Raw genomic sequence first — 26433 nt, 5'->3', positions numbered from 1 at the left:
GCGACCTTGCCAAGGTCGAGGTCACGAGTTCGAGCCTCGTGTACCGCTCCAATTTCTAACCAAAAGAAATTGTAGTGTTGAATGAAAATATAATGCGGTACTAGCTCAGTTGGTAGAGCGCGACCTTGCCAAGGTCGAGGTCACGAGTTCGAGCCTCGTGTACCGCTCCAATTATTTTATATCCTTTCAAAATTTTCTGTATTAAAAATCATAATTTAAAATATCTCTCATCTACTTTATTCTATGTGTAATATTCAGCATTGAAGTTTTGATTATTAGAAATTATTACTTCGCGCGCCTAAGATTTACGTCTATAGAGTGGCGTATTTTGAATCTATGAGGGTATGACTGAAGAAAAACAGAGGTTAACATTTTAAACCGAGAAGCTTGTGTTAAAACAGCTCCCCTTGAATAGTCGCTATAATTCGCCTTGAGCCACCAGAGTCACGATGCTCCCCCAAGTAAACACCTTGCCATGTACCTAACGCTAAATAACCATTTGAAATAGGAATACTTAACTCACAGCCTAACGTACTGGTTTTAATATGTGCGGGCATGTCGTCATCACCTTCATAATCGTGACGATAATAAGGTTGACGTTCAGGAACAAATTTATTGAAATGGCTTTCCATGTCCATACGAACAGTGGGGTCTGCATTCTCGTTTATGGTAAGACTTGCTGAGGTATGCTGAATAAATAAATGTAACAAGCCTATTTTGTAATTTGCCAGTTCAGGAAGTTGAGACAATATTTCGTCATCAATTATATGAAAACCTCGCGGGCGAGGTTTTAATGTAATTTGCTTTTGCTGCCAACTCATAGTTTATCGAAGCTAACTTCAATGTTTGCATTACCAGCGTCACAGCTAAATGGCATGATAATCTTTTTACCTTGGCTTTTATGAGTAATTGTATGACCCTTACCCGATACCACAATAGGCGTTGCCATATCAAAGTCGAAGCCTTTCTCGCCTAGTAAGTTTTTAGCACCGCCGGTTACCATGTTGGTTATCTCGCCAACCATGTCAGTTACTTCTTCATCTATAGTATCTGGTCTTTCGCCAAGCATACGTTCCATAATGGTTAATGCTAGCCCTTCATCAAACGTAATTGAAAATGATCCGCGAGTTTGCGGGCCAACCATACCAATCAAACCTGATACATCACCACAGGCAATCTCATCAGTTTTAATGCGAGGTTTACCCGGTTTTAATTGAGTTTGAGCCATAGTGCTCAAAACATTAATTAAAGATGATAAAAACGGATTGATGAACTCTACATTCATAGTGGGTACTCTTAAATTGGGGCTAATAAATGGCTATATAGTATGAGTATAGCCACTAAGGATAATTTTGGGGGATTATGATGCTCTACAAGACTCACATTTGCCATGTGCTTCGATTGTTTGTCCAGAAACAACGAAGCCACCTTCAGCGGCTAAATTATTTAACTCATGAGAGATAACGGTTGAGTGCAACTCTTTAACAAATCCACAGGTATCGCAAATTAATAACTGTACAGGATGAATATGATCAAAATGATGGCACAGCATAAATGCATTTGTGCTTTCAATTTTATGAATAAAACCTAGTTCAGCTAAAAAGTCTAATGCACGATAAATAGTTGCAGGTTTAGCACCTGTTTCAGTTACTTTTAATTGCTCAAGCAAATCGTATGCACCAACACCACCTTGTGCACTGGCTAATAGACGAAATACTTTCTCGCGGATAGGCGTAAAACGCGCACCACGGTTGTCACAAACTTGTTTTGCTTTACTTACGAGTGATTCTATATTCATCATTACTCTTATCCTTATGCTACCGTGGTATACTAACATACTGTGTTGTAGTTGCAGCGTTTTTATTAAGCGCTTTTTACCTAGGAAACCCAGTAATGCACGAACTATTGGCTATATTTATTTTCTTTTTTGCGGTTATTGACCCCATTGGCACTGTCCCTGTATTTATTGCAGTCACACGTGGTGATGATGAGAAATTTAAACGTAAAGTTATATTTAAAGCGGTAGGCGTATCTGCATTAGTGCTCTTATTTTTTGTACTTGCAGGTGAGCAATTACTTAACGCAATTGAAATCCCACTTTCGGCTTTTCAAATAGCCGGCGGAATCATATTACTTATTTTTGCGCTTTCAATGATATTTGGTGAAAGTAAACCTGAAGCCGAAATTAAAAGTGTGCGCGATAGTACTGAAACCGCTATTTTTCCGTTAGCGATTCCATCTATTGCGAGCCCGGGCGCTATGTTAGGCGCCGTATTAATGACCCGAAACGAAGAATATACATGGGTTGAGCAGTTACTAACGTCTTCAATGATGCTTGCTGTATTAGCGGTTGTACTGGTTTTGTTATTGCTTGCAACGCATGTACATAAATTAATTGGTGACAGTGGTGCAAGTATAATAAGTAGAATTATGGGGCTTATTTTAAGTTCGGTTGCGGTTACCAATATTTTAAATGGCATAGCTCATTATTTTGGCTTGCAGGTGTTCTCTTAACATTGATGCCCGTTAGGCTTTTGTGTAAAATGCAGCGCCTTTTAAGCTGTGCTTAATAACTTTAATACCCTGAGGTTTGCTTTGAATAAATGTACTTTGGATAGACGCTTTTCTGTGGCACCAATGCTTGATTGGACTGATCGCCATTGTCGTACTTTTCATCGCAAAATGACTAAACATACTGTGCTTTATACTGAAATGATAACCACAGGGGCTATCTTATTTGGTCGAGGCGACTACTTACATTTTAATAAACACGAAGGCCCAGTGGCGTTGCAGCTTGGTGGCTCTGATCCTAAAGCGCTTGCGCAATGTGCAAAGTTAGCCGGTGAGCGTGGTTATGACGAAATAAATTTAAATGTAGGTTGCCCGTCAGACAGAGTTCAAAATGGTCGATTTGGCGCATGTTTAATGGCTGAACCTCAATTAGTAGCGGACTGTGTTGCAGCAATGAAAAGCGAAGTAAACATTCCTGTTACCGTTAAAACGCGCATTGGCATTGATGAGCAAGATTCGTATGAGTTTTTATGTGCGCTAATTGAAGCGTCCCATAAAGTAGGGTGTGATGACTTTATTATTCATGCTCGTAAAGCATGGCTCAATGGTTTAAGCCCAAAAGAAAATCGTGAAGTTCCACCGCTTGATTACCCACGTGTTTATCAACTTAAAAAAGATTATCCGCAACTCGATTTAAGCTTAAATGGCGGTGTTAAAACAATTGAGCAGAGCCTAGAACATTTACAACATATCGATGGTGTAATGATTGGGCGTGAAGCTTACAGTAACCCATTTATGCTCAATGACGTTGATGAGAAAATTTATGGTGATGCTGCAAACACACAATCACGCCACGACGTAGTGCGCTCAATGTACAGCTACATTGAAGAAGAAATGCGTTTGGGTGCTAATTTTTGGCATATTGCACGTCACATGCTCGGTATTTTTCAGGGGCAGCCTGGTGCACGAGGCTTTAGGCGCCACCTTTCTGAAAGTGGTCACGGGAAGCAAGCTGATTTATCGGTAATGGATAAAGCATTAAGCTTTGTACCAGAATAAAGCTAAGCTTTAAAAATTCTAAATTTAAGCCACTTTCGAGTGGCTTTTTTGAGCCTAAAAATTAGTCAAAATCATAATTTATTGGCCAATTACACTCTATGCTGTTCAGCTTGAAGTCACTAAAATTTAGATGGCTTGTTATTTATCACTTTGATTTTAAATGTCTTATTCTTATTTTTATGGACTTGGCACAACTCTTGGAATCTTCTTGTTGAAATTAATTAAAAATCAACAGGAGAATACCATGGGAATATTTAACCGCGTAAATGACGTTATTCAATCAAACATTGTGGCTATGCTTGATAAAGCAGAAGACCCTGAAAAACTTTTAAACCTAATGCTTAACGACATGCAAGATGCGTTGAATGAGTGTCGTAGTACAGCTGCTGCTTTATTGTGTGAAGAAAAAATAATTAATCGTCAAATTGATACTAAAAAAACAGAATTAGCAGCTTGGCAAGTTAAGGCTGAACATGCGGTTGAAAAAGGCAGTGATAACCTTGCTAAATCTGCTTTACTTGAAAAGCAACGTGTTAGTGAAAGCATTGTAAATAAGCAAACTCAGTTAGAAACTTTGCAAGAGTCTATCGCAAAAATTAAAGTTGATTGTGAGCGCCTGCAGCAAAAAATAGTAGAAGCTAAAACGAAGCAAGCACAATTAGTTAAACGCCATGATGTAGCAGCTACAAGAAAAAAGATAAGTACAACGTTACAAAGCGACAAAGTAGCTAATGCATTATCTCGGTTTGAGCAAGTTGAGCAACGTGTAGAAAGTATTGAAGCCCAAATAGAAGCGTATGAGTTAACCGACTCTGCAAATACGACTGCTGCACAAATTGAAGCCTTAGTTAAAAATGAAAAAATAGATGCTGAGCTAGCTCAGTTGAAAACAAGTTTAAAAACTGATTTAAAACAGACTGCTTAAGGAGAAGATTATGAATAGCTTTAATCGCCAACGTGGTTGGTATAAAGATACGTTAAATAAAAAAATATCAGGTGTATGTAGTGGTTTGGCGCATCGATTAGATTTTCCGGTGTGGGCAACGCGCTTAGTAACTATTTTATTATTTTTAAGCTTTCCGTTTGCAGTTGCTCTTGGTTATTTTATTGCGCATTGCTGCCTTGAAAATAAAGAGTATTAATACCAACAGGCATAAATATTTGAACAATTTAACGAATTAAGTCACTCTATAACGTTATTAAAATTTATATGTATAACAACTAGATATAAAAGTTTTTCCTAGTTGTAGCGCAATTTTCTTATCGTTAAATAGACCCCGTATATAAGCCGGTTGGTATAGGGAGAATTACTATGAAAGCTTTGGCAGTATGTGTAATTATCTATTTATTACTGTTTACTGATTTAATAGCGTTTGTGCATGTCGACTCTTGGCAGTTGCCGTTATGGATTGCTGATATTAGCTGGGCAGGGCTAGAGCTTGTAGGCGCTTTGGCCGCAATTGTTACTGTAGTTGCGGTAGTGGCTTTAATTACTATGGGATTAGTAGGTGCGGGTGTAGTGGCGTTAGCAGGGACTGTTTTAGCGCTTTTATTTGGATCTATAATGATTGCATGGCCGTTACTATTTGTTGCAGTGTTGTGTTGGCTTGTTGCCGATAACAAAAAAGTAGCCTCTTAATCCTTAATTTGACTGACTATTATAGGTTAACTATGTTAAATTTAGCCTGTAATTTAAAGTTTTCATAAGGATAAGAATGATGACGAAACTATGTTTTTCGATGGCTTCTGCATTACTATTTAGTTTTTTTTCGTCATCGTTGGCGGCGCACTCAGGACACGAACATGCTTCTGATGTGGCTGTACTCGAAGTAGCTAACGCGCAAGTTAGAGAGTTTTTACCTGGCAGTACTTCAACTGTAGGTTACTTAACGCTTACTAATCACGGCGGAACAGCAGCAACTTTAACTAAGGCAACGCTTGATGGCTTGGGCCGTGTTGAAATACACGAGCACTCACATGTAGACGGCATGATGAAAATGCAACAAGTTAAATCGGTTGAAATTAAAGCGCATGAAAGTGTCAGTTTTCAACCTGGCGGTTATCATTTAATGGTATTTGAACCACAAGAGCCATTAAAAGTAGGGCAAGAACGTAAACTCACGCTATATTTTAGTGACGGTAATCGCTTATTTACTAATGCTCAAGTCGTGTCGCTTGAAGCGCAAGCTAAACAGTCGAAACCTTCTACTCAACACGCTCACCATTAGGAGTACACATGTCGCAACATAAAGGAAAAATAGCAGGAATAGTTGTTTTACTGCTTATCATTTTTTACGCAATTGCTGTTTATTGGAGCACTGAACCTTCACGTTTTGACGTTGTTGCAAACGCTAAAGAGCAAGCGCAGCTTCGTAATGAAAAAATAGTAACGGGTTATGTAACTACCTCTACATTGATTACAGTAGCCAATACCTTACTCGATAAACCGGGTGGCTACTTATCAAATGATGTAATACCGCCAAGTATTATTATGGATGATATGCCAGCGTGGGAATATGGTGCGCTAGAAATGGTACGTGATTTATCGCTTTCTATGCGAAAAGATTTTAGTCGTTCACAATCACAGTCTACTGAACATGAAGCACTTAAAAAGGCGCAGCCACAGTTTAATATAAGCTCTGAAGCATGGGCATGGCCAAGTGCTGAAGGTGAGTACCAAAAAGGTATTGACTACTTAATGGTATATCGAGGACAAATTGCTAACGAGCATGAGCGCGATAGCCAATTTTACGCACGAGCAGATAACTTACGTAGTTGGCTTAAAGAAGCTGAAAAACGTTTAGGTAGTTTAAGCCAGCGTTTAAGTGCCAGTGTAGGTCAAGAAAAAGTGAACACCGATTTAGCGGGTAATTCATCTAATAAACAAGCAACTCTTGCTCCACTGCAGCAGCAAGTAAGAACACCGTGGTTAGAAATTGACGATGTATTTTACGAGTCGCGCGGTGCTACTTGGGCGTTACTACACTTTTTACAAGCGATAGAGTATGACTTTAATGATGTACTTGAAAAGAAAAATGCACGTGTAAGTTTACAACAAATCATACGTGAACTTGAGGCAACTCAAGAAACAGTATGGAGCCCACTTATTTTAAACGGGAATGGTTTTGGCTATGTTGCTAACCACTCTTTAGTTATGGCAAATTATATTTCTAGAGCCAATGCGGCTTTAATCGAACTTAGCGAACTACTAGCTCAAGGATAAAAAATGAAAAAGTATTGTTTAGCAGCAGCCCTTTCAATGGCATGTTTAGCACCAGCGGCGCAAGCTGACACCCTATTAGGTTTATATGTAGGTGTTGATGGATGGAAGTCAGATAACGATGGCCAATTTTCTTACAAAAATAATGCATCTCAAAATTTTAATTTTGAAGATGAGACTTTTGTAAGTTACTACGCGGCGCTTGAGCACCCAGTGCCGTTAGTACCAAATATCAAATTAAAGTATACAGAGCTTGAGCTAAATGGTTCAGCGCTGCTTACAGATACATTTAGCTTCAATGGTTCTGATTATGTTGTTGGTTCTACTGTAAATACGGTAAGTGATTTAACGCATATTGATTATATTTTTTATTATGAAATTTTTGATAATGACTTAATTTCAATAGATCTAGGTTTAAATGCTAAACAGTTTGACGGTGATATTGTTGTAAGTGGCACTACCCAAAATGGTGGTACTAACTTTACCGAAACCAAAGACTTCTCCGGTTTTGTTCCTCTTGCATACGGCCGTGCCGAAGCGGGCTTACCATTTACTGGTTTAAGTGTATTTTTTGAAGGTAGCTTTTTGGCTATTGACGATAGCAAAGTACAAGATTACCAAGTAGGCGTAGCGTGGGAACTTATTGATAACCTAGCAGTAGATGTTGCTGTTAAAGCCGGTTACCGTTCTATGGTGTTAGAACTTGATGATGTAGATGATATTACTACTGATATTGATGCATCTGGCCCATTTGCGGGTATTCAGGTTCATTTTTAATTAGTATTTTCTAATTAAACAAAGCGTGGCATATTATTTTATTGCGTGCCACGCTAAATCAAACTCTCCCTCTAGCGCATTATTAATCAACTGCTTATAGACCTTATTGACAGGGAAATTAATGAGTTTAGAAAGCTCATCACCTGTTTGCGTAAATTTGTAATAGCTTAATACCAAATCACTACTCTTTGCCTTTAACGTTACTTTTTGCGATAAAAATGAAAGGGTAAGCTCTTGCCCCGCTTTAAGCACTGCAGATTCAATTTCTTTTCTATACAGTAAATTAAGATCCATGAGCGTTAAAATATCAGGAAAGCTAATACCCGTTTTTCCTAAATTTAGAGATACTTTATTGCCTTTTCGTAGCAAATCAAACAAGGACGGTTTTTTGTAAAAGCCGAGTAATATAAAGTGGCTGTCGTCTTTTTCGTTATAGCCTGAGAGCGACACACATTTTTGCAAAGAGTCTGCTTCTCGCTGTGTCATATGTTTTAAAGTTTGTAGGCTTTTAATTGAAAACGTACCAGGATTAAGGGTTTCTCCCGTTAAAATTTTGGCCCATAAAATTTGCATTGACGCATTTGAGGTATCTTCACATAGGGCTATAAAGTGTTCTACCCAGTCAACATCGGGCTGTTTACTACTTGCTACATCAGGGCAAAATCCCATAGCCATTGCTAAAATTGATTCTATATTTTGTTGTTGTTTAATAAGTAATAAATCTTGGCGCTTTTGAGCACGAGCTAAAACAGAGTTTTCACTATTGATATGATAAAGCGGCTTAATTTGGCCCTTAATATCGTAACTCTGCTCGTTAGTAGGTAGTACACCGTTACTTCCTACTTTTGTTATAGGGTAACCAAGTAAGGATTCAATGATGTTGGCTAGATTAATTCTCGCCTGTGCTGTTTTGACTGTCATGACTGTGCATTATCCTTTGTGGATCACTAAGCTGTGCAACAGTTTGAAGGTTATTTAAACCCAGTGAAACTGTATTACTGAGTACGTACTCGCTTAAAATTGCAGTGTAACCAGATATTAAAGGAGCCGTTGTTTGACCTTTAATATTACATATTAACGTAACTATACCGTTTTGCTCGCTAAGGTTAAAAGTGCCTCTGATAATATGTTCAGCATTTAAAAGTATGTTGAAGCTGACTTTATTTTGGCTTATCGAAGTTATGATCATTTCACCATACCCCCATTTTCCTTTCCAAGACTGATGAGCTCCTAGGCCAGAACTGGGTTCGCCCAAAGTAAAACGTATGCTGGGGTCTACTTTTTCCCATGGAGACCATTTTTGCCATTGGCTAAAGTCGGTGATAAGCGGCTTTATTACTTTAAGATTGGCATTAATTTCGATTGTTTTATTTACACTATAACTTTGAGGCAGTATTAGCCCTACCAGTGCCAATACCAATAGTAATAACAGCACGCATTTGATTAATATTTTTAATGGTTTAATAAGCACACCTTTTATTAGTTTTTCAAGTTGAAATACAACAACTTTTTATTAATCGACTATAGTATGAATTAGATTATAAACCAAAAATAATTTATAGATTGCTACTTAGGAGAGCGAATGTCGTCAGATCAAAACGATTTTTTATTTTTTGAACAAGATTTTGAAGACGATGCTGTTGTTGAGCAGACTAAGTTTTGGGATATTTTAATTGTTGATGACGAACCTGAGATTCATTCTGTAACAAAATTAGCTTTGTCTGGAGTTGAGTTTTTAGGGGCCGGTTTGCGATTTCACGATGCTTATTCGGGTGCAGAAGCAATAGAAGTGTTAGCTAAAAATAAAAATATTTCGGTTATTTTTTTAGATGTTGTTATGGAAACTGACGATGCCGGTTTGCAGGTTGTAAAAAGAGTGCGTGACGAATTAAATAATCAACATGTAAGGATTATTTTAAGAACAGGACAAGCAGGCAATACACCAGAAGAAAAAGTAATACGAGAATACGACATAAATGATTATAAAACGAAAACAGAGCTTACTCGCTCTAAGTTATTAACTTCGCTTATAACGGCTATTCGCTCATACGAGCAGGTATGCCAGCTTGAATATCAAAGTGATGCGATGAACACGATTGTTTCAGCATCAAAGTCTATTTTAGGACTTACTGATATTAAGCAATTATGCAAAGAAGTCATCAAGCATATGAGTGTTATTTTAAAGTGCGCACCTAGAGGGCTTGTTTGTAGCAAGTTGGATGGCGATGACTTTATTCAAGTATTAGGTGGTTGTGGGCATTACGAAGGCTATTTTGGTGAAAAATTAATTAATGTTGATAGCAGAGTATTTGAACAAGTTGAGTCATGTTTTGCTTTGTCAAAGCACCAACATATAGATTCAAGTTCAACATTTATATTGAAAAGCAAACATCGAAAAGCGGCTTTATATATAGAGTGCGAACACACTCCCTTACAAGCACAGCTTCAATTTGCTGAAATTTTCTTAACTAATGTAAGTGTAGCACTTGATAACATAAGGCTATTTGTAAAGTTAAGAGATGCAGCTTATAAAGATGTGCTTACTGGTATTTCAAATCGTACTAACTTTATTGAACGGGTAGTGCATTATCAAAAGCCGCACGTTAATGATTATGTATTTGTATTACTTGATGTAGTTAACTTTGCAGATATTAATAATGGCTTAGGGCAAGAGGTCGGCAATAAAGTATTAATTGGCATTGTGCAAAGGTTAAAAGAAAATTACCCAACAGCTAAATTACTATCACGTATTGGCGCTGATGTTTTTGGGTTTATTATTCGGCAAGACGAATTTGACTTAAAAAAATTGAATGAGCAACTAGGTATTCCATTTTACGCAGAAGAACATTTACTGCCTATCGACTTTAGAGTCGGCTTATGCCAACAACAAGACTTTCAAAGTAGTGGTATTGATACACTGAAAGTTGCTTATATCGCACTTAATCAAGCTAAAAAAGCAAAGCATAAAGAAGGCGTTTATTACAGTATTGATATGCAAGATAAAATGGCTTGGCGTTTAGGTATTATTAGGCAGCTACGTCATGACTTTGCTCGGAATAAGTTAGAGGTATGGTATCAACCCCAACTTGCACTAGATGATTTATCGCTAATTGGGTGTGAAGCATTATTACGCTGGCCGACAGGTGATGGCGTGTATATATCACCAGCTGTATTTGTACCACTTGCAGAGGATGCTGGCTTAATTGTCGATATAGGGCAGTGGGTATTAGAGCAAGCTTGCCAACAGCAAAAGCGCCTAGAAAATATGGGTACAGAAATTTGTATTGCGGTTAATGTGTCTGTTCCGCAGTTTAAAGTAAAAGGTTATGCACACACTGTTAAAAATACATTGTTAAAATATGGTGTTAAGCCAAAGAACATAGAATTAGAAGTTACCGAGAGCGTAGTAATGGATGAGCTAGAAACTGTTATTAATACTCTAAGAGAGCTTAAAGAACTAGGATTGGAAGTTGCTATTGATGACTTTGGCACTGGTTTTTCGTCGCTGAGCTATATTCAAAGTTTACCACTGGATAGATTAAAGATAGACCGCGCATTTATAAAGGGTTTACCAAACGATGATACAGGTGCTATTGCTGCTTTAGTTATATCACTTGGCGCTAAGTTGGGTTTAAAAACGATTGCTGAAGGGGTCGAAACACAAGCGCAAGCCCAGTTTTTAAAGAATTTAGGGTGTGATGAGGTACAAGGGTTTATGTATGCTAAACCCATGCCTGAGAATGAATTAATAGAATTTATAAATAAACGCTAAAAAAGATTAATTTATTATTTAAGCTAATGAACGATTTAGAATTTAAGGTGCGATATGCTTTGACTACTTTGTATATATAAACAATTTAGTAGGGTATAATTCGCGCCTTTTGTTATTCTACGGCCACAATTATGAGCACACTCAAAGCTAAGCGCGCCTTATTTTCATACCCTAAATATTGGGCTGAATGTTATGGCACCGCGCCATTTTTACCAACTACACGTGAAGAAATGGATGCACTTGGCTGGGATAGCTGCGACATAATAATAATTAGTGGTGACGCGTACGTTGATCATCCTAGCTTTGGTATGGCGGTAATTGGCCGTGTACTTGAAGCGCAAGGCTTTAGAGTGGGTATTATTGCCCAGCCCGCGTGGGACTCTAAAGATGCATTTATGGAGCTAGGCAGACCGAATTTATTTTTTGGTGTAACAGCTGGCAACATGGATTCGATGATCAATCGTTATACAGCTGAAAAGCGTATGCGCCACGATGATGCTTACACGCCAGATAACGTAGGTGGTAAACGTCCCGATCGAGCCGTAATGATTTACTCGCAAAAATGTCGTGAAGCATACAAAGGAATACCAATTGTTATTGGTGGTATTGAAGCGAGTCTTCGTCGTATTGCTCATTACGACTATTGGCAAGAAAAAGTACGTCGTAGTATTTTGTTTGATGCTAAAGCTGATATTTTAATTTACGGTAACGCAGAGCGTCCGTTAGTTGAAGTTGCGCATCGTATTGCCGCAGGCGAAACAATGGATACTATTCAAGATATTCGCGGCACGGCTGTTATTAGAAAAGAACCTTTACCAGGTTGGCGTGGTAGTGACTCTACCGCTATAGATAAAATTGGTAAAATTGATCCAATTCCAAATCCATACGGCGCTGATGATGTTGGATGTAGCAAATCTGAATTTAAACAAGCGGGTATTGATTTAAAGGCGGAAGCTGCAAAACCAATCATGGTTCAGCCTGCGCGACCTAAACCGTGGGAAAAAACTTACGTTAAGTTACCTGCTTATGAGCAAGTAAGTGTTAACAAACCTCTATACGCCCACGCTTCGCGTATTTTACATCAAGAAACAAACCCTGGTTGTGCAAGAGCGCTGTTTCAGCGACACGGCGATCGCTCTATTTGGGTAAACCCGCCTGCATACCCATTAGAAACACATGAAATGGACGCTGTGTTTGGTTTACCGTATCAGCGAATTCCTCACCCAAGTTACGGCGACTCTAAAATTCCTGCTTACGACATGATAAAAACATCGGTAAATATTATGCGCGGTTGTTTTGGTGGTTGTTCGTTTTGCTCAATTACGGAGCATGAAGGGCGTATTATTCAAAGTCGTTCGCAAGAATCTATTATTGAAGAAATTGAACAGATTAGAGATAAAGTACCTGGCTTTACTGGTGTGATTTCTGATTTAGGTGGCCCAACGGCAAATATGTATAAACTGCGTTGTACTAGTAAAAAAGCAGAAAGTACCTGTAGACGTTTATCATGTGTGTACCCTGAGATTTGTAAGCACATGGATACCGACCATACGCCAACAATAGACTTATATAAAAAAGCACGTGAAGTTAAGGGTATTAAAAAGGTTTTGATTGCTTCTGGTGTACGTTATGACTTAGCTGTACGCGACCCTCGTTACGTTAAAGAATTAGTAACGCATCATGTGGGCGGCTACTTAAAAATAGCGCCGGAGCATACAGAGGATGGTCCATTATCAAAAATGATGAAACCAGGTATGGGCGCGTATGATCAATTTAAAGAATTATTTGATAAGTACTCTAAAGAAGCAGGTAAAAAGCAGTATTTAATTCCTTACTTTATATCAGCTCATCCAGGTACAAAAGACGAAGACATGGTAAACATGGCTTTATGGCTTAAATCAAACGACTTTAAGCTTGATCAGGTACAAAATTTTTACCCGTCACCGATGGCTAATGCAACGACTATTTATCATACAGAGATGAACTCTTTACGTAATATAAAAAACAATACAGAAGTTGTTCCAGTACCTAAAGGTGCTCGCCAACGTAGATTACATAAAGCTATTTTACGCTACCATGATGCAGCAGGTTGGCCGATGATACGCGAAGCACTGCGTAAAATGGGTAAAGCTAATTTAATTGGTAAAGGGCCTAACTGTTTAGTGCCTGAAGAAGGGCGTGATGAAAAAGCAGGTAAAGGTCGCAGTAAAGGCGGACGTCCGGCACTAACGCGACATACCGGTTTTAGCCAATTTAAAAAGGCAAACACTAAACCAAAAGTAGGCGGTAATCGTCAAAGTACACGTTAGTGATTCAATCTATTAATAACTAGGGCGTGTTGATCTTTGGTGGGTGAATTTGCAGCAGTATGTTTGGTTTTTAGGCAAGGCGGAGCCTATGTAGTGTGGTTATTCCCCATGAATAGGCGATAACGCAGCATAAATACCAAACATGCGCTGCCCTTTGGGTTCTTTCTAGGGACGATTAACTCTTTGTTGCTCGGTTTTTACTTAGCCCACTAGGTTACAAACCTCGCGCCGCGATTTAATCGCCCCTAGATTGAACAAATTTCAATCCACAAAGATCAACACGCCCTAGTAGATTAGTTTAATTACGCTAAGGGTTTTTAAACCCTTTTCATGCGTAAATTAAGTAAACCTTGCTCTTTATTGGCTATATTATTGTAGGTAATAAAGAGCGAACTTTTAGAAACTCCCCTTAAGATTGGCGTATTTAGAGCCTATATACTTCTAGTTAGTTTTTTTAAAACGTTGATGATAACCACAAACGTAATTTAAGTGACCATAACGGTTGAATACCTGTTAGCCCTTGCTTCATTTTATTATCTTTTAAGATTATATAGGATGGCGTGACTTGTCCTTGCCAGTCGGCAAATATCTCACCGTGTTGATCGTTGACAGTGGCAAAATTGTAGCCGTGATCATTTAGATACTCATGTAGTTCTTTATCAGAACCTGATTTTATTGCGATGCTCACGACAGGGTAGTTATTCTCGTTTGCGAGTTCGTTTATGGCTGGGGAGGTAATACTACAAATAGGGCACCAAGTTCCCCAAAAGTACACAAGCGTTGGTTTATCTTGGCTCATTGCTGATAAATCAATGTTTTGCCCTTTATAGTCTATTAATTGTAATTGAGGATTTGCAGGCATGACCGGTTGCCTCCACCAATTAACAGCGTTATAAATTACGAAAAATATAGAGCCATATATCAATACACTTTTTAATATTGATAGCCCTTTTTGTTTTGGCGTTTTTTTAGGTGTGTCTTTTTTATTTTTGGTATCCGTTGTCATAGTTGCAGCTTTACCCTAAGTGTTTTTTACTTTAGTTATTTGCAAAAGTTTCTAATTTAAACCAGCAACCAAGTAGCAGTACCTAAAAAGGCGAATATACCCACAATATCTGTCACCGTGGTTAGCACTACACTCCCTGCAAGTGCTGGGTCTATATTCATTCTCTTAAGAATAATAGGGATACTCGCACCAGCAACACCTGCCACCACTAAGTTCATAAACATAGCGAAGGCGAGTACGCCACCAAGCATAAAGTCCCACTGCCATAGGGCAATAACACCTGCTATTAACAACGACCACAAAACCCCGTTTAACGCGCCAATAGCAAGCTCTTTCATCATCAAGAAACGTTGGTTTGTTTGATTTATATGACCTACCGCAATACCACGAATAACAAGCGTCAATGATTGGCTGCCTGCAACACCACCCATAGAAGGGACAATACCGTTAAGTACAGCTAAAATAGGTAAAACATCTAAAGTGCCTTCAAAAAAGCTAGCTACAAAAGCAGCTGCAAGTGCCGTTAGTAAGTTGACACCTAACCAAACTGAGCGTTTTTTAGAGCTTTTTAGTACTGGTGCAAAGGTATCTTCTTCATCATCAAGACCGGCTAAACTTAGTAAGCTATGCTCCGCATCTTCTCTTATTACGTCAACGATGTCATCGATAGTTACACGACCAAGGAGCTGATCGTTATCATCAACTACGGGGGCCGATATCCAATTATGACGTTCAAATAATTGCGCGACTTCACTTTCATCCATAGAGATTGGGATAGACTCACAATCTTCATCCATTAAATCGCGAACAATTTTTTCTGGCGGGTTAGTTAATAATGTACTGAGTGATAAAGCGCCTATAAAGCAATTATGCTTATCAACAACATACAAGTCATCGGTACCTTCTGGTAACTCGCCGCGTAGCCTAATATATCTAAGTACAACATCAAGCGTAACGTCAGGGCGGATGGTCACCGTATCGGTGTTCATTAGCGCGCCAGCAGAACGCTCTTGATACGAAAGTGCTTGTGTTGCACGCTCACGGTCTTGAATGTCCATCGCGCTAACAACGTCTTTATAAACGGTATCTGGCAGACTACGTAATACTTCACCTAAGTCATCGTGGCCCATATCCTCTGTTGCGGCTGCAATGTGCTTAGGTTCCATCTGGGCAATAATGCCTAAGCGAACATCTTCTGATAGTTCTTCAAGAACATCGCCTTGCACATCAGGATCAACCAACTGCCAGAGAAGTCGGCGAATTTTATGGGGGGATGATTCTAATAATAATGCGGTATCACAAGGAGCTGTTTTTGCGAGCATGCGCCTAACTTGAACAAATTGACCACTATTGAGTGACTTAGTCACTTGTTTTAGTTGCTGTAGTGGGTAATCTTGTTCAAAAGCTTCAGGCATTGGCGTCCTTTATAAATTTTTATATTACTTTATGGGGAGAGGTGAGTTAACTGGCGTCACTAACCGTATTTATATATCTGTTTTAGTTGAGGCGTTAGTAATGCGAGCATTATTTTTATAACTGTTTATTCTTGCTCATTAAAACGTTGTGCTATTAACTCTCCAACAGCATGTAAAGCTTGCTCAGAATCGGGGCCTTTGCATACAACTTTTACTTCTTTGCCTTGGCTACTTTCAAGTAACATTAGTGCAAGTACGCTATCGCCCGCGGCTTCTTTATCATCTTGAAATAATGTGATTGTCGCATCAAATTGTACTGCTAACTGCGCAAGCACAGTAGCTGCTCTAGCGTGTAAGCCTAATTTGTTTTTTATTAAAAAAGTGTCTTCACAGTGCATAACTTACTCTACCTAAGCTGAACAGGTGATTATTCAGCTCTATTATTTTTCTTGTTCACGATGGCGAATTTTTACATTGGGATGTGTCATTGCAAAACTTTCACCGATAGTTTGCGCTAAATATACAGAGCGATGTTGTCCGCCTGTACATCCGATAGCTATGGTTAAATAACTGCGGTTATTTCGCTCTAAGTGCGGTAACCACGTTTGTACAAATGTTTGAATTTGCCATGTGAATTTTTGCACTATGCTGTGATTGGCCAAATAATCTTTAACGGGTTGATCTAACCCATTTAAAGGTTTTAATTCAGGTTCCCAGTGTGGATTTGGTAAAAAACGCGCATCAAATACATAGTCTGCTTCTTTTGGTATACCGTGTTTAAAACCAAACGATTCAAACGTGACAATTAGTTGCTTATCTTTTTTACCTAAAATCTTTTCACGAATAGATTCTGCAAGTTGGTGAACGCTTAAATCAGTTGTGTCTATCATAAAGTCGGCGCGGGTGATTAATACATCAAGTAATTCTTTTTCTTTTTTGATGGCTAAATCAAGAGGCAGCGAGTCAATTGATAGTGGGTGTAACCTGCGTGTTTCTGAAAAGCGTTTTATCAACGTTTGATCGTCGCTATCTAAATAAAATAACGTAGGATTTGCAAAGCCTGGTAAGTATTCAAGAATATCGTTAAATTCATCTTGCTCTTTAGGGATGTTTCGCACATCAATGCTAACAGCAATTTTATCGTAGCTATCAGACACACTGCGAACTAATGAAGGAAGCAAGTTAACTGGAATATTATCTACGCAATAATAGCCTAAATCTTCTACAACGCGTAAAGCAACCGACTTTCCAGAACCAGAACGGCCGCTTATGATAATTAACTCCATTTAACACCCTTTATAAAACTATGATTGATCGACAATAACTTGGTAAAGCTCAGCATCTGATTTTGCACAGCGTAACTGTTTACAAAAATCTTTGTTGTTTAGTTTATCAGCAATGGTTGCGAGAGTCTTTAAGTGCTGTTGGTTATCGCCATCTGGTACGATGAGTGCGACAAAAATATCAACAGGACGATTATCTATTGCATCAAAATTTATTGGAGTTTCGCTAACGAGTACTAAAGCTAAAGGCTCTTCTGCACCGCTCATTCGACCATGAGGAATGGCAATGCCACGGCCAATACCTGTACTACCCAGTTTCTCTCTACTCATTAAAGCAGTAAGGATATCCTGTTGCGGTAAATACGGAAGTTTGTCGTGAGCAAGTTCGCTAATGAACTCTAAAATTCTTTTTTTGCTATTAAAAAGGACCGCAGCTTTGCTGCAGTCCTGGCATATAAGTGAGCTTAATTTCATCATATTAGTGTCGAGCAAGCTTCTCTTTGTGTTTAATTACTTGTCGATCGAGCTTGTCGATCAACGAGTCAATGGCGGCATACATATCTTGATGTTCCGTAGAGGCAAATAGCTCAGCACCACTTACATGTATTGTGGCTTCTGCTTTTTGATTTAATTTTTCTACATCGAGAATGACATGAACATTATTAATATGATCAGAGTGTCTTTCTAGCTTCGCAAATTTGGTATTAATATAGTCTCTTAGTGAATCGGTTAATTCTACGTGACGACCAGTTAAGTTTAGTTGCATAAGCATTACCCTCTTTTTTTTGCGTCTTAGATCAAGCTTTTACGTTGATTTGACGGTGGAATAGCCAGAGATTCGCGGTATTTTGCGATTGTACGTCTTGCTACTTTAATTCCTTGCTCAGCCAATATATCCGCTATTTTGCTATCACTCAATGGTTTTGCTGAGTTTTCTGCAGCGATTAATTTGCGGATAAGTGCACGAATTGCTGTAGATGAACATTCACCACCGTTTTCGGTGCTTACATGGCTTGAGAAAAAGTATTTAAGCTCAAATATACCACGGGGTGTATGCATATACTTTTGAGTTGTTACGCGCGAAATTGTTGATTCGTGCATTTCTACCATTTCAGCAACATCATTTAAAACCATTGGTTTCATTGCTTCAGGGCCGTGTTCAAAAAAGCCTTGTTGTTGCTTAACAATACAATTAGTTACTTTTAAAAGTGTGTCGTTTCTACTTTCTAAGCTTTTAATAAACCATTTAGCTTCTTGTAAATGCGAGCGAATAAACTGGCTGTCACCACTCGATTTCACAGTGCGAGACATTGCAGCGTATTGGCTATTAACACGAATTTTAGGCATGCTATCTGGGTTTAACTCAACAACCCAGCGGCCTTTAATTTTTTTAACTGACACGTCTGGAATAACATACTCAGATTCTTCTCTTACAATAGTATCTGCTGGCTTAGGACTAAGAGTATGGATTAATGTCATTACTTCTTTAAGCTCTTCTTCTTTGAGCTTGGTTTTCTTCATTAATGTACGATAGTCACGAGCAGCTAATAAATCAATATGCTCGGTTAAAATCATTTTTGTTTCATTAATGTAAGGTGTTTCTTTATCAAACTGATTAAGCTGAATACACAAACACTCTTGTAAACTACGTGCAGCAATACCAACAGGATCAAACAGTTGGATGCGTTTTAATACAGCTTCAATTTCATCAAGTTCGACTTCGTTATCATCTTCGTTTTCTTGATTAAAGCTTTCTAAAATCTCTTCGCAGCTTAGTGTTAAAATACCTGAATCATCAACTGCTTCTACGATGGCAATAGCAATAGCTTCGTCTGTAGGGCTAAATGGCGTTAATTGTAACTGCCACATTAAATACTCATGGAGCGTCTCTGTAGAGGCACCTTGATAAATTGATTCATCTTCAGGCATTGGACCCGATGATGCTGCAGGAGCGGCACTCATGTACTCATCCCAGCTAACATCCATAGCCATGTCGTCACTTAGCGTGTCTTTCGCAAGTGCTTCACCACTATCTTGTTCGTATTCGCTTGGAGCATCATCGGCAGATGCGCTAACAGTTATGTCATCGGTATCAGCTTTTTGCTCGTTTTTGCCAGCAGCATCTTCTGAGTAGTCTTGTTCTTCAACCTCTAATAGCGGGTTGCTGTCGAGAGCTTCTTGTATTTCTTGCTGGAGATCCAATGTACTGAGTTGCAACAAACGAATAGCTTGTTGCAGCTGTGGAGTCATTGTAAGTTGCTGGCCCATGCGCAGCTGTAGTGATTGCCTCATGTATCTCTAACAATCCTTTTATGTTGTTATAATTAATACTAGCAGATGCTTAAAGACATGGCGTAAATGTTACAGCCTAAATTGCTCGCCTAAGTAAACATCGCGTACTGTTTTATCATTTAATACGTGTTCTGGAGTACCTGATGCAATCAGCTCCCCATGAGAAACAATGTAGGCTTTTTCACAAACATCAAGGGTTTCTCTTACGTTATGGTCGGTAATTAATACTCCAATCCCACGATTTTTAAGATGTTCTATTATTTTCTTTATATCTAATACTGAAATTGGATCAACACCAGCGAACGGTTCATCCAGTAATATAAATTTAGGATCTGCTGCCAGCGCACGTGCTATTTCGACACGACGACGTTCGCCACCTGATAATGCCATACCTTGGCTATCGCGAATGTGTTGTATGCTAAATTCATCTAATAATTTATCGAGTGTATCTTCTCGAGTTTGTTTATTTAGCTCTTTGCGCGTTTCTAAAATAGCCATTAAGTTTTGATAAACAGTTAGCTTTCTGAAAATTGAAGACTCTTGCGGTAAGTAGCCTATGCCTAATCTAGCACGACTATGCATAGGTAAAAGAGTAATATCGTTATCATCTATCGATATTTTACCTTTATCGCTAGGCACAAGGCCTACAATCATATAAAACGTGGTTGTTTTGCCTGCGCCGTTAGGGCCAAGTAAGCCAACAATACTGCCCGCTTTTACTTCAAGGCCAACGTTTTTTACAACTTCACGGCCTTTATAGCTCTTTGCTAATAGTTCTGCTTTTAATGTGCTCATGGTTGACCTTTGTCGCTTTTTTTACTTTTTTTAGTTTCAATGGGTACTAAAATTGTATGAACGCGGTCAGTTGAGTTTTCATCTTTTTCGGCACTGATTAGCTGTTGCTCAATGTCGTAGGTAATGCTTTTAGCATTTATTTTTTGTCCTGCTTGCGATACCTGTGCATTACCAACAAGCGTTAAAAAACGCTTAGATACATCGTAACGTACTTCGTCAGCACTGGCGCTCATAGTCGTGCCGTCTGATTGCTTCTCTTCAAAGTGGGCAGGGCTACCAGTGGCAATTAATAATTGCTTATTATCACCAAGTTCATCGCGTTTATGTACTTCGAGACGGTCGGCTGTAATACGGCGGTTACCGTGAATAATTTCAACGTTTTTCTCAAAAATCCCGACATTAGCTTTTAATTGACCTTCTTGCTTATCGGCGCTTATTGATATTTGATTTGCAGCAGGCTGTGTATTTGGCTCTGCAGCACTGCTATTAAATGCTAGTATAAGTGTAGGAATAATAAGTGATTTTAATATTTTATTGGTCATAATATATGGTTCGCGTATGGTTAATTAGTTTTATCACTTCGGTTTTTAAGTCGGCTTCTAGGCCTTTGCCGGTGATTTTTAAATTGGGTCCAGTGATGATAACGGGTTGCTCCGAGCGCATTGTTAATAGCTTTATATCTACCTGAATATTATCAGCATTGATTTTGTCTATCATGGCGTTATCGGTTAAGTTTTTGGCAACCACATTACCTTCTAAAATTAATTGTTTGTCTTCGTATAATGTTGCTTCGTCTGCATTTATTTGCCACGTTTGCTTTTCGTTATATAAAGTAAAAATGGGTTTTTCAAAAAACGTGAAACCTAATTGCTGATATAGTTCCATTTTAGCCGCAGTTACTTTGTGGCTGATTGTACCTTGTTCGTCATAGGCTGTTTGTTTGAGTTCAATGGCTATGTAATCAGGCTTGGCAATAACTTCAGGCTCAGTCTGAGGCAAAATATTTGGTTGTGTAAAATAAGGGTACCAAAGCCAAACCATACAGCTAATGAATAAAACGCTTAATATTATGCGCGCTGCATTCATGAACTAGTGCCTTGTGTAGTCAACGCTTTACCATTTTCAAGCATAAGTAAGTCGGTGAGCTCTCTTACTGCACCAAAGCCGCCAGGCATTTGCGTTACATAGTGTGATAAACGTTTAATAAGTGGATGGGCATCATTTACTGCAACAGCAAAGCCGACTAATTCCATAACGGGCATGTCAGGGCCATCATCACCGATATAAGCAATTTGTTCATCGCTAAGGTTGAGTTTGTCTTTTAATTCTTGATAGGCAATGAGCTTATTTTCTTGGCCTTGATAAATATGCTGTACGGTTAAGCTGCTCATACGTTGTTGCACTATTTGTGAATGACGACCAGTAATTACAGCCACTTCAAAGCCACTGTTTATAAGCGCTTTAATGCCAAAACCATCTTTTGTATTAAATGCTTTTAGCTCTTCACCTTGATTACCAAGATAAATACGGCCATCAGAAAATACACCATCAATATCGCATATAAGTAGCTTTACTTTTTTAGCGCGTGCTTTTGCATCATCGCTCAGCGGTTGATAGAGTTCTTCAAATTGCATTTATAACACTCCTGCTTTTAATAGGTCTTGCATGTTTAATGCGCCAATAGGTTGGTTTTTCTCATTGACGACGATTAAGCCATTTATACGTTTGTGTTCCATAATATTAAGCGCTTCAGCGGCTAAAATATCTTGTGTAGCCGTAGTACATGACTTAGTCATAACAACATCTATTTGTGTTGTATGAATATCAATTCTTTGCTCTAAAATACGACGTAAATCGCCATCGGTAAATAATCCCACGAGCTGCTGATTTTCATCAACAATGGCTGTCATGCCTAAACCTTTGGCGGACATTTCAATAAGGGCGTCTTTAACTGTTTGTGAAACGCTAATAATAGGTGTATTTGCGCCACCGTGCATAACATCTTTTAAAGTAAGCAGTAAGCGCTTGCCTAAACTACCACCTGGGTGAGATAGCGCGAAGTCATCAGCTGTAAAGCCGCGGGCTTCTAATAGTGCAACTGCCATGGCATCGCCCATCGCAAGCGTTGCAGTGGTGCTTGATGTAGGAGCTAGACCCAATGAACAGGCTTCTTTTTCTACTTTAATACACACATGTACATTAGCAAGGGTCGCCATGGTTGATTGCGTATTGCCAGTCATCGATATCATTTTGGCACCAAGTCGTTTTAAAACCGGAATGATATTTAAAACTTCGCTGGTCTCTCCTGAATTAGAAATAAGCATAACCACGTCATTTTTAGTGATCATACCTAAATCACCATGACTTGCTTCACCAGGGTGAACAAAAAATGCAGGGCTGCCAGTACTCGCAAGAGTGGCCGCGATTTTATTGCCAATATGACCTGATTTACCCATGCCAATGACAATAATACGGCCTTCGCAGTCGTACATTAATTGGCACGCGTTATTAAAATTCTCATCTACATATTGTGCAATATCACTAAGTGCTTGGCGCTCAACATCTAAAACGCGAAGACCTTGTTCAATAAAATTTAGCGTTGCCATCATTTACCCTACTTGACTAAAAATATACCCTTGGTAACCCAAAAACGCTATTAGCAATAAGCCGCCTTCTACTCTATTGATACGTTGGGTGCCTCTAAAGTTCAATGACATAATAATAAGAGCAAGTGTTGCACCAATCATAATTAATACGTCTCGACTTACTAATGATGGGTCAATGGCAGAAGGGTTAATGATACCTGCAAGTGGTAATACCGCTAGAATATTAAATATATTTGAGCCAACAATATTACCTAGTGCTAAATCATCTTCATTTTTAAGTACACCAGCTACCGAAGCTGCAAGCTCTGGCAAGCTAGTACCAATGGCAATAATTGTTAAGCCAATGACTAAGTCGCTTAAGCCGAAGTATTTTGCAATGTCTACAGCTGAACCTATTAAAAAATGAGAGCTAACAGGTAGGAGTATCATGCCTATAACTAACCAAAATATCGCTTTTTTTGTAGGTACATCGTTAGGTACGTCGTCGCAGGCTTCTGAGACAAATGGGTCATCTTGGTTTTTTGCACGCATAGACACAATAATTAACCCACCGATGAATACGATAAAGCCAACTAAAAGTGCAACACCTTCATTAAATGAAAAGTAGTTATCCGAAAAGACATACCAAGTAGCAAGAGATACTAGCATTACCAATGGCATTTCGCGTTTTAACGTACTAGATGAAACTGAAAGAGGGCGAAATAGAGCTGTAATACCTAACACAAGTAAAATGTTTGTAATGTTAGAGCCAACAGCATTACCGACGGCAGTGTCGGTTTTGTTAGCCAGAGCGGCAGAGGCTGAAACCATCATTTCGGGGGCTGATGAGCCCATAGCTACCACGGTTAAACCAACAATAAGTGTAGGTACACCAAAGTTTTTAGCAAGAGCCGCAGCGCCATAAACAAACCTGTCTGCACTCCAAACAAGAGCTGCAAAACCAAGAATTAAAATAACAAACGAGGTAACCATTGTGTTAAGCCAGTTATACAAAATACGGATGGCGCGAATAGTAACAAAAGCCAAGATGAAAGTATAAATAAAAGAGTAAGGTCAACTACGTAACAATGCTGCTTTTAAACAGCTAATTTAAAAATTTAAGCCGGGGTTAAGCTGTTTTGAGCGAGTCTTATAATCCTTTTCATGGATGTATTACAAAATCTTACGAATTGTTTTTTCCATCTTTGACAAAAAAGCTTTAAAATAGGTGCACTAGTGAACATTTTTATGGAGAGCGACTTGTCGCAATCAATAGTAGAAGTCAAGGATGTTAGCTTTTCGAGAGGCAATAGAACTATATATAAAAATATGAGTTTTAGCGTTCCTAAAGGTAAAATTACTGCGATCATGGGGCCAAGCGGAATTGGCAAAACCACTATGTTGCGTTTAATTGGTGGTCAGCTTAAACCCGATTCAGGTGATATTTTATTTGAAGGTGGCAGCATTCCTAAAATGTCTCGTAAAGAGTTATACGAAGCACGTACTAAAATGAGCATGCTTTTTCAAAGTGGTGCGCTGTTTACTGATATGTCGGTATTTGACAATATTGCGTTTCCTATAAGAGAGCACACAAAGCTAAGTGAAGACCTTATTCGATTAGTTGTATTAATGAAGCTGCAAGCGGTAGGGCTACGTGGCGCTAAAGATTTAATGCCCTCTGAGTTATCAGGCGGTATGGCAAGACGTGCTGCACTTGCGCGCGCTATAGCACTTGATCCAGAGCTAATCATGTACGATGAGCCATTTGCAGGACAAGACCCTATTTCGATGGGCGTATTGGTTAAGCTAATTAAGTCGCTTAACGAGGTATTAGGTTTATCGTCTTTAATTGTGACGCATGATGTGACAGAGGTAATGAGTATTGCCGATCACGTTATAATTATCGCTGATCAAGGGGTAATTGGTTGTGGTACCCCAGATGAAATGCGTAATCACGAATCTCCTTTAGTTCAACAGTTTTTAAAAGGCTTGTCGGATGGTCCGGTACCATTTCATTTTCCGGCTCAAGCTTATGCAGACGAGCTGCTTGGAGAAAAAGCATAATGTTGGATTTATTTCAAAAGCTAGGGCATAAAACGCTAGGACGCTTTGCGGCTCTCGGTCGTTCAGCTTATATGCTGTTTAGTGCATTAGCGCATGTTCCTAATTTTAAAAAAGGCACACCGTTACTTGTTCGCCAGCTTTATATGGTGGGTTCGCAATCGTTACTCATTATTATGGTGTCGGGTTTGTTTATCGGCATGGTATTGGCTTTACAAGGTTACACCGTATTAGTTGGTTATGGCGCTGAGGATAGTTTAGGGCCGTTAGTGGCACTGAGTTTATTGCGAGAACTGGGCCCGGTTGTTACTGCATTACTGTTTGCAGGACGCGCAGGCAGCGCATTGACTGCTGAAATTGGCTTAATGAAAGCAACAGAGCAGCTTTCATCACTTGAGATGATGGCAATCGATCCGCTAAAACGTATTATTGCACCACGCTTTTGGGCGGGTTTTATAAGCATGCCATTGCTTGCCTTGATATTTTCAGCCGTAGCAATCATAGGCGCTCATTTAGTGGGTGTAGATTGGCTGGGAGTTGATACAGGTAGTTTTTGGTCAATCATGCAATCACAAGTGTCGTTTCAGCAAGACATACTAAACGGTATTATTAAGAGTTTTGTATTCGCCATAGTGGTGACCTGGATTGCGCTTTATAAAGGATATGACTGTGTGCCGACCTCCGAAGGGATCAGCAAAGCAACCACCGAAACGGTTGTTCATTCGTCATTAGCAGTTTTAGGTTTTGACTTTATTTTGACAGCGGTAATGTTTACCAGCTAATAGGGTATAGATAATGAATTCACGGAAATTAGAAATTTTAGTTGGTTTTTTTGTAGCACTTGGCATTTTAGCGTTTGCGATGCTTGCACTTAAAGTTGCCAATTCAGGTATTAGTGGCTCTGGCGAAACATATACGCTTAATGCCAAGTTTGAAAACATTGGCTCGTTAAAAGCGCGTGCACCGGTAAAAGTAGGTGGTGTTGTAATTGGTCGTGTTGAATCAATTTATGTACACCCACAAGAGTTTTTACCAGTGGTAAACATGACCATTGATGCACAGTATTTATGTCGTTTTTCAGACACAAGCTCAATCTCTATTTTAACGTCGGGTATTTTAGGTGAGCAGTACTTAGGTATTCACCCTGTCATTTCTCCAGATTCAGCTAAACAACGTTGTTTAGGCGAAACAGTGACTGAAAACAAGCAAGATGAAGCAATTGACGATTTGTTTGGTGTGGAAAGTAAAGCACTAGGTGATGGCGATTCAATTACTGATACTAAGTCTGCCATTGTACTTGAAGAATTAATCGGGCAGTTTTTATTCAACCAAGGTAGTGAGTAATTAT

At 39.0% G+C, this 26433-nt stretch carries 31 protein-coding genes and 1 tRNA gene; 14 read left to right on the top strand and 18 right to left on the bottom strand.

Annotation, left to right across the window (positions count from 1 at the left end):
* Nucleotides 1-94 precede the first annotated feature (94 nt).
* A tRNA-Gly gene (locus I6E85_RS07520) sits at nt 95-170 on the top strand.
* 222 nt (nt 171-392) lie between these two features.
* Here the strand turns inward: I6E85_RS07520 and I6E85_RS07515 are convergent.
* The 3 genes from I6E85_RS07515 to I6E85_RS07505 all read right to left on the bottom strand — a co-directional run bounded on the left by I6E85_RS07515 (nt 393) and on the right by I6E85_RS07505 (nt 1798).
* Nucleotides 393-821, bottom strand: a complete 429-nt coding sequence (locus I6E85_RS07515; RefSeq protein WP_024599239.1) for a secondary thiamine-phosphate synthase enzyme YjbQ — start codon at nt 819-821, stop codon at nt 393-395.
* Nucleotides 818-1285 (bottom strand): chemotaxis protein CheX, encoded by a 468-nt coding sequence (locus tag I6E85_RS07510; RefSeq protein WP_007580265.1) that lies wholly within the window; start codon nt 1283-1285, stop codon nt 818-820. Before I6E85_RS07510 ends, I6E85_RS07515 begins: the two co-directional genes overlap by 4 nt.
* Before the next feature lie 75 nt (nt 1286-1360).
* Entirely contained in the window at nt 1361-1798 is a 438-nt protein-coding gene (locus I6E85_RS07505) for a transcriptional repressor (RefSeq protein ID WP_024599240.1), read from the bottom strand.
* A 95-nt stretch (nt 1799-1893) separates the two neighbouring features.
* Between I6E85_RS07505 and I6E85_RS07500 the strand changes: the two genes are divergently transcribed.
* From I6E85_RS07500 to I6E85_RS07465, 8 genes are all read left to right on the top strand, one after another.
* Complete coding sequence (locus tag I6E85_RS07500) at nt 1894-2514, top strand: MarC family protein (protein ID WP_024589771.1); 621 nt, start codon at nt 1894-1896, stop codon at nt 2512-2514.
* 123 nt (nt 2515-2637) lie between these two features.
* On the top strand, nt 2638-3570 hold the full coding sequence (gene dusA, locus I6E85_RS07495; RefSeq protein ID WP_024599241.1) for a tRNA dihydrouridine(20/20a) synthase DusA: 933 nt from the start codon (nt 2638-2640) through the stop codon (nt 3568-3570).
* A gap of 244 nt (nt 3571-3814) precedes the next feature.
* Entirely contained in the window at nt 3815-4495 is a 681-nt protein-coding gene (locus I6E85_RS07490) for a PspA/IM30 family protein (protein ID WP_024599242.1), read from the top strand.
* A gap of 10 nt (nt 4496-4505) precedes the next feature.
* A complete protein-coding gene (locus I6E85_RS07485) occupies nt 4506-4712 on the top strand; it encodes a PspC domain-containing protein (protein WP_024599243.1) in 207 nt (68 codons plus the stop codon).
* 170 nt (nt 4713-4882) lie between these two features.
* Nucleotides 4883-5209, top strand: coding sequence for a hypothetical protein (locus I6E85_RS07480; RefSeq protein ID WP_024599244.1), 327 nt, complete (start codon nt 4883-4885; stop codon nt 5207-5209).
* 79 nt (nt 5210-5288) lie between these two features.
* Nucleotides 5289-5798, top strand: a complete 510-nt coding sequence (locus tag I6E85_RS07475) for a copper chaperone PCu(A)C (protein WP_024599245.1) — start codon at nt 5289-5291, stop codon at nt 5796-5798.
* A gap of 8 nt (nt 5799-5806) precedes the next feature.
* Nucleotides 5807-6793 (top strand): DUF2333 family protein, encoded by a 987-nt coding sequence (locus I6E85_RS07470; RefSeq protein WP_002957928.1) that lies wholly within the window; start codon nt 5807-5809, stop codon nt 6791-6793.
* Between the two features lie 3 nt (nt 6794-6796).
* Nucleotides 6797-7567: a TIGR04219 family outer membrane beta-barrel protein gene (locus I6E85_RS07465; protein ID WP_024599246.1), complete on the top strand. Its 771-nt coding sequence runs from the start codon at nt 6797-6799 to the stop codon at nt 7565-7567.
* A gap of 33 nt (nt 7568-7600) precedes the next feature.
* On the opposite strand, the gene I6E85_RS07460 is transcribed toward I6E85_RS07465, so the two are convergent.
* Nucleotides 7601-8488, bottom strand: a complete 888-nt coding sequence (locus tag I6E85_RS07460) for a TIGR03899 family protein (RefSeq protein ID WP_024599247.1) — start codon at nt 8486-8488, stop codon at nt 7601-7603.
* Nucleotides 8457-9038, bottom strand: a complete 582-nt coding sequence (locus tag I6E85_RS07455; protein ID WP_024599248.1) for an SRPBCC family protein — start codon at nt 9036-9038, stop codon at nt 8457-8459. The genes I6E85_RS07460 and I6E85_RS07455 overlap by 32 nt, the downstream gene beginning before the upstream one ends.
* Before the next feature lie 111 nt (nt 9039-9149).
* On the opposite strand from I6E85_RS07455, the gene I6E85_RS07450 reads away from it, so the two are divergent.
* The gene (locus I6E85_RS07450) at nt 9150-11339 is read left to right on the top strand and encodes an EAL domain-containing protein (protein ID WP_024599249.1); all 2190 of its coding nucleotides are present in this window, start codon (nt 9150-9152) and stop codon (nt 11337-11339) included.
* A 131-nt stretch (nt 11340-11470) separates the two neighbouring features.
* Nucleotides 11471-13648: a YgiQ family radical SAM protein gene (locus I6E85_RS07445; protein WP_024599250.1), complete on the top strand. Its 2178-nt coding sequence runs from the start codon at nt 11471-11473 to the stop codon at nt 13646-13648.
* A 454-nt stretch (nt 13649-14102) separates the two neighbouring features.
* On the opposite strand, the gene I6E85_RS07440 is transcribed toward I6E85_RS07445, so the two are convergent.
* The 13 genes from I6E85_RS07440 to I6E85_RS07380 all read right to left on the bottom strand — a co-directional run bounded on the left by I6E85_RS07440 (nt 14103) and on the right by I6E85_RS07380 (nt 24017).
* Complete coding sequence (locus I6E85_RS07440; RefSeq protein ID WP_024599251.1) at nt 14103-14654, bottom strand: protein disulfide oxidoreductase; 552 nt, start codon at nt 14652-14654, stop codon at nt 14103-14105.
* Nucleotides 14655-14710: 56 nt separating this feature from the next.
* Nucleotides 14711-16069, bottom strand: a complete 1359-nt coding sequence (gene mgtE, locus I6E85_RS07435; RefSeq protein ID WP_024599252.1) for a magnesium transporter — start codon at nt 16067-16069, stop codon at nt 14711-14713.
* A 125-nt stretch (nt 16070-16194) separates the two neighbouring features.
* A complete protein-coding gene (locus I6E85_RS07430; RefSeq protein WP_002957937.1) occupies nt 16195-16467 on the bottom strand; it encodes an HPr family phosphocarrier protein in 273 nt (90 codons plus the stop codon).
* Between the two features lie 42 nt (nt 16468-16509).
* A complete protein-coding gene (rapZ, locus tag I6E85_RS07425) occupies nt 16510-17355 on the bottom strand; it encodes an RNase adapter RapZ (protein ID WP_024599253.1) in 846 nt (281 codons plus the stop codon).
* 18 nt (nt 17356-17373) lie between these two features.
* The gene (ptsN, locus tag I6E85_RS07420; protein WP_024599254.1) at nt 17374-17826 is read right to left on the bottom strand and encodes a PTS IIA-like nitrogen regulatory protein PtsN; all 453 of its coding nucleotides are present in this window, start codon (nt 17824-17826) and stop codon (nt 17374-17376) included.
* Nucleotides 17827-17830: 4 nt separating this feature from the next.
* Nucleotides 17831-18118, bottom strand: coding sequence for a ribosome hibernation promoting factor (hpf, locus tag I6E85_RS07415; protein WP_007580301.1), 288 nt, complete (start codon nt 18116-18118; stop codon nt 17831-17833).
* Between the two features lie 26 nt (nt 18119-18144).
* Complete coding sequence (locus tag I6E85_RS07410; protein ID WP_024599255.1) at nt 18145-19644, bottom strand: RNA polymerase factor sigma-54; 1500 nt, start codon at nt 19642-19644, stop codon at nt 18145-18147.
* 69 nt (nt 19645-19713) lie between these two features.
* The gene (gene lptB, locus I6E85_RS07405; protein WP_024599256.1) at nt 19714-20439 is read right to left on the bottom strand and encodes an LPS export ABC transporter ATP-binding protein; all 726 of its coding nucleotides are present in this window, start codon (nt 20437-20439) and stop codon (nt 19714-19716) included.
* Nucleotides 20436-20981 carry a lipopolysaccharide transport periplasmic protein LptA gene (gene lptA / locus I6E85_RS07400; RefSeq protein ID WP_024599257.1) on the bottom strand — a complete coding sequence of 182 codons (546 nt, stop codon included), beginning with the start codon at nt 20979-20981 and terminating at the stop codon, nt 20436-20438. The genes lptB and lptA overlap by 4 nt, the downstream gene beginning before the upstream one ends.
* Nucleotides 20971-21525, bottom strand: coding sequence for an LPS export ABC transporter periplasmic protein LptC (gene lptC / locus I6E85_RS07395; RefSeq protein ID WP_024599258.1), 555 nt, complete (start codon nt 21523-21525; stop codon nt 20971-20973). The genes lptA and lptC overlap by 11 nt, the downstream gene beginning before the upstream one ends.
* Nucleotides 21522-22073: a 3-deoxy-manno-octulosonate-8-phosphatase KdsC gene (kdsC, locus tag I6E85_RS07390; RefSeq protein WP_007580311.1), complete on the bottom strand. Its 552-nt coding sequence runs from the start codon at nt 22071-22073 to the stop codon at nt 21522-21524. Before kdsC ends, lptC begins: the two co-directional genes overlap by 4 nt.
* Nucleotides 22074-23045, bottom strand: coding sequence for a KpsF/GutQ family sugar-phosphate isomerase (locus I6E85_RS07385; protein ID WP_024599259.1), 972 nt, complete (start codon nt 23043-23045; stop codon nt 22074-22076). It lies immediately after the preceding gene.
* 3 nt (nt 23046-23048) lie between these two features.
* Complete coding sequence (locus I6E85_RS07380) at nt 23049-24017, bottom strand: calcium/sodium antiporter (RefSeq protein WP_024599260.1); 969 nt, start codon at nt 24015-24017, stop codon at nt 23049-23051.
* A 255-nt stretch (nt 24018-24272) separates the two neighbouring features.
* On the opposite strand from I6E85_RS07380, the gene I6E85_RS07375 reads away from it, so the two are divergent.
* The 3 genes from I6E85_RS07375 to mlaD are packed head-to-tail and all read left to right on the top strand — an operon-like array spanning nt 24273 to nt 26429.
* Entirely contained in the window at nt 24273-25088 is an 816-nt protein-coding gene (locus I6E85_RS07375; protein ID WP_076915496.1) for an ATP-binding cassette domain-containing protein, read from the top strand.
* Nucleotides 25088-25867: a lipid asymmetry maintenance ABC transporter permease subunit MlaE gene (gene mlaE / locus I6E85_RS07370; protein ID WP_002957949.1), complete on the top strand. Its 780-nt coding sequence runs from the start codon at nt 25088-25090 to the stop codon at nt 25865-25867. Before I6E85_RS07375 ends, mlaE begins: the two co-directional genes overlap by 1 nt.
* Before the next feature lie 13 nt (nt 25868-25880).
* Nucleotides 25881-26429: an outer membrane lipid asymmetry maintenance protein MlaD gene (gene mlaD / locus I6E85_RS07365; RefSeq protein WP_002957950.1), complete on the top strand. Its 549-nt coding sequence runs from the start codon at nt 25881-25883 to the stop codon at nt 26427-26429.
* Nucleotides 26430-26433 lie beyond the last annotated feature (4 nt).

Origin of the sequence: Pseudoalteromonas sp. NZS71, assembly GCF_015864715.1 — a bacterium.
Taxonomy (GTDB): Bacteria; Pseudomonadota; Gammaproteobacteria; order Enterobacterales; family Alteromonadaceae; genus Pseudoalteromonas; species Pseudoalteromonas arctica.
This window is presented reverse-complemented; position numbering and strand designations above follow the sequence as displayed.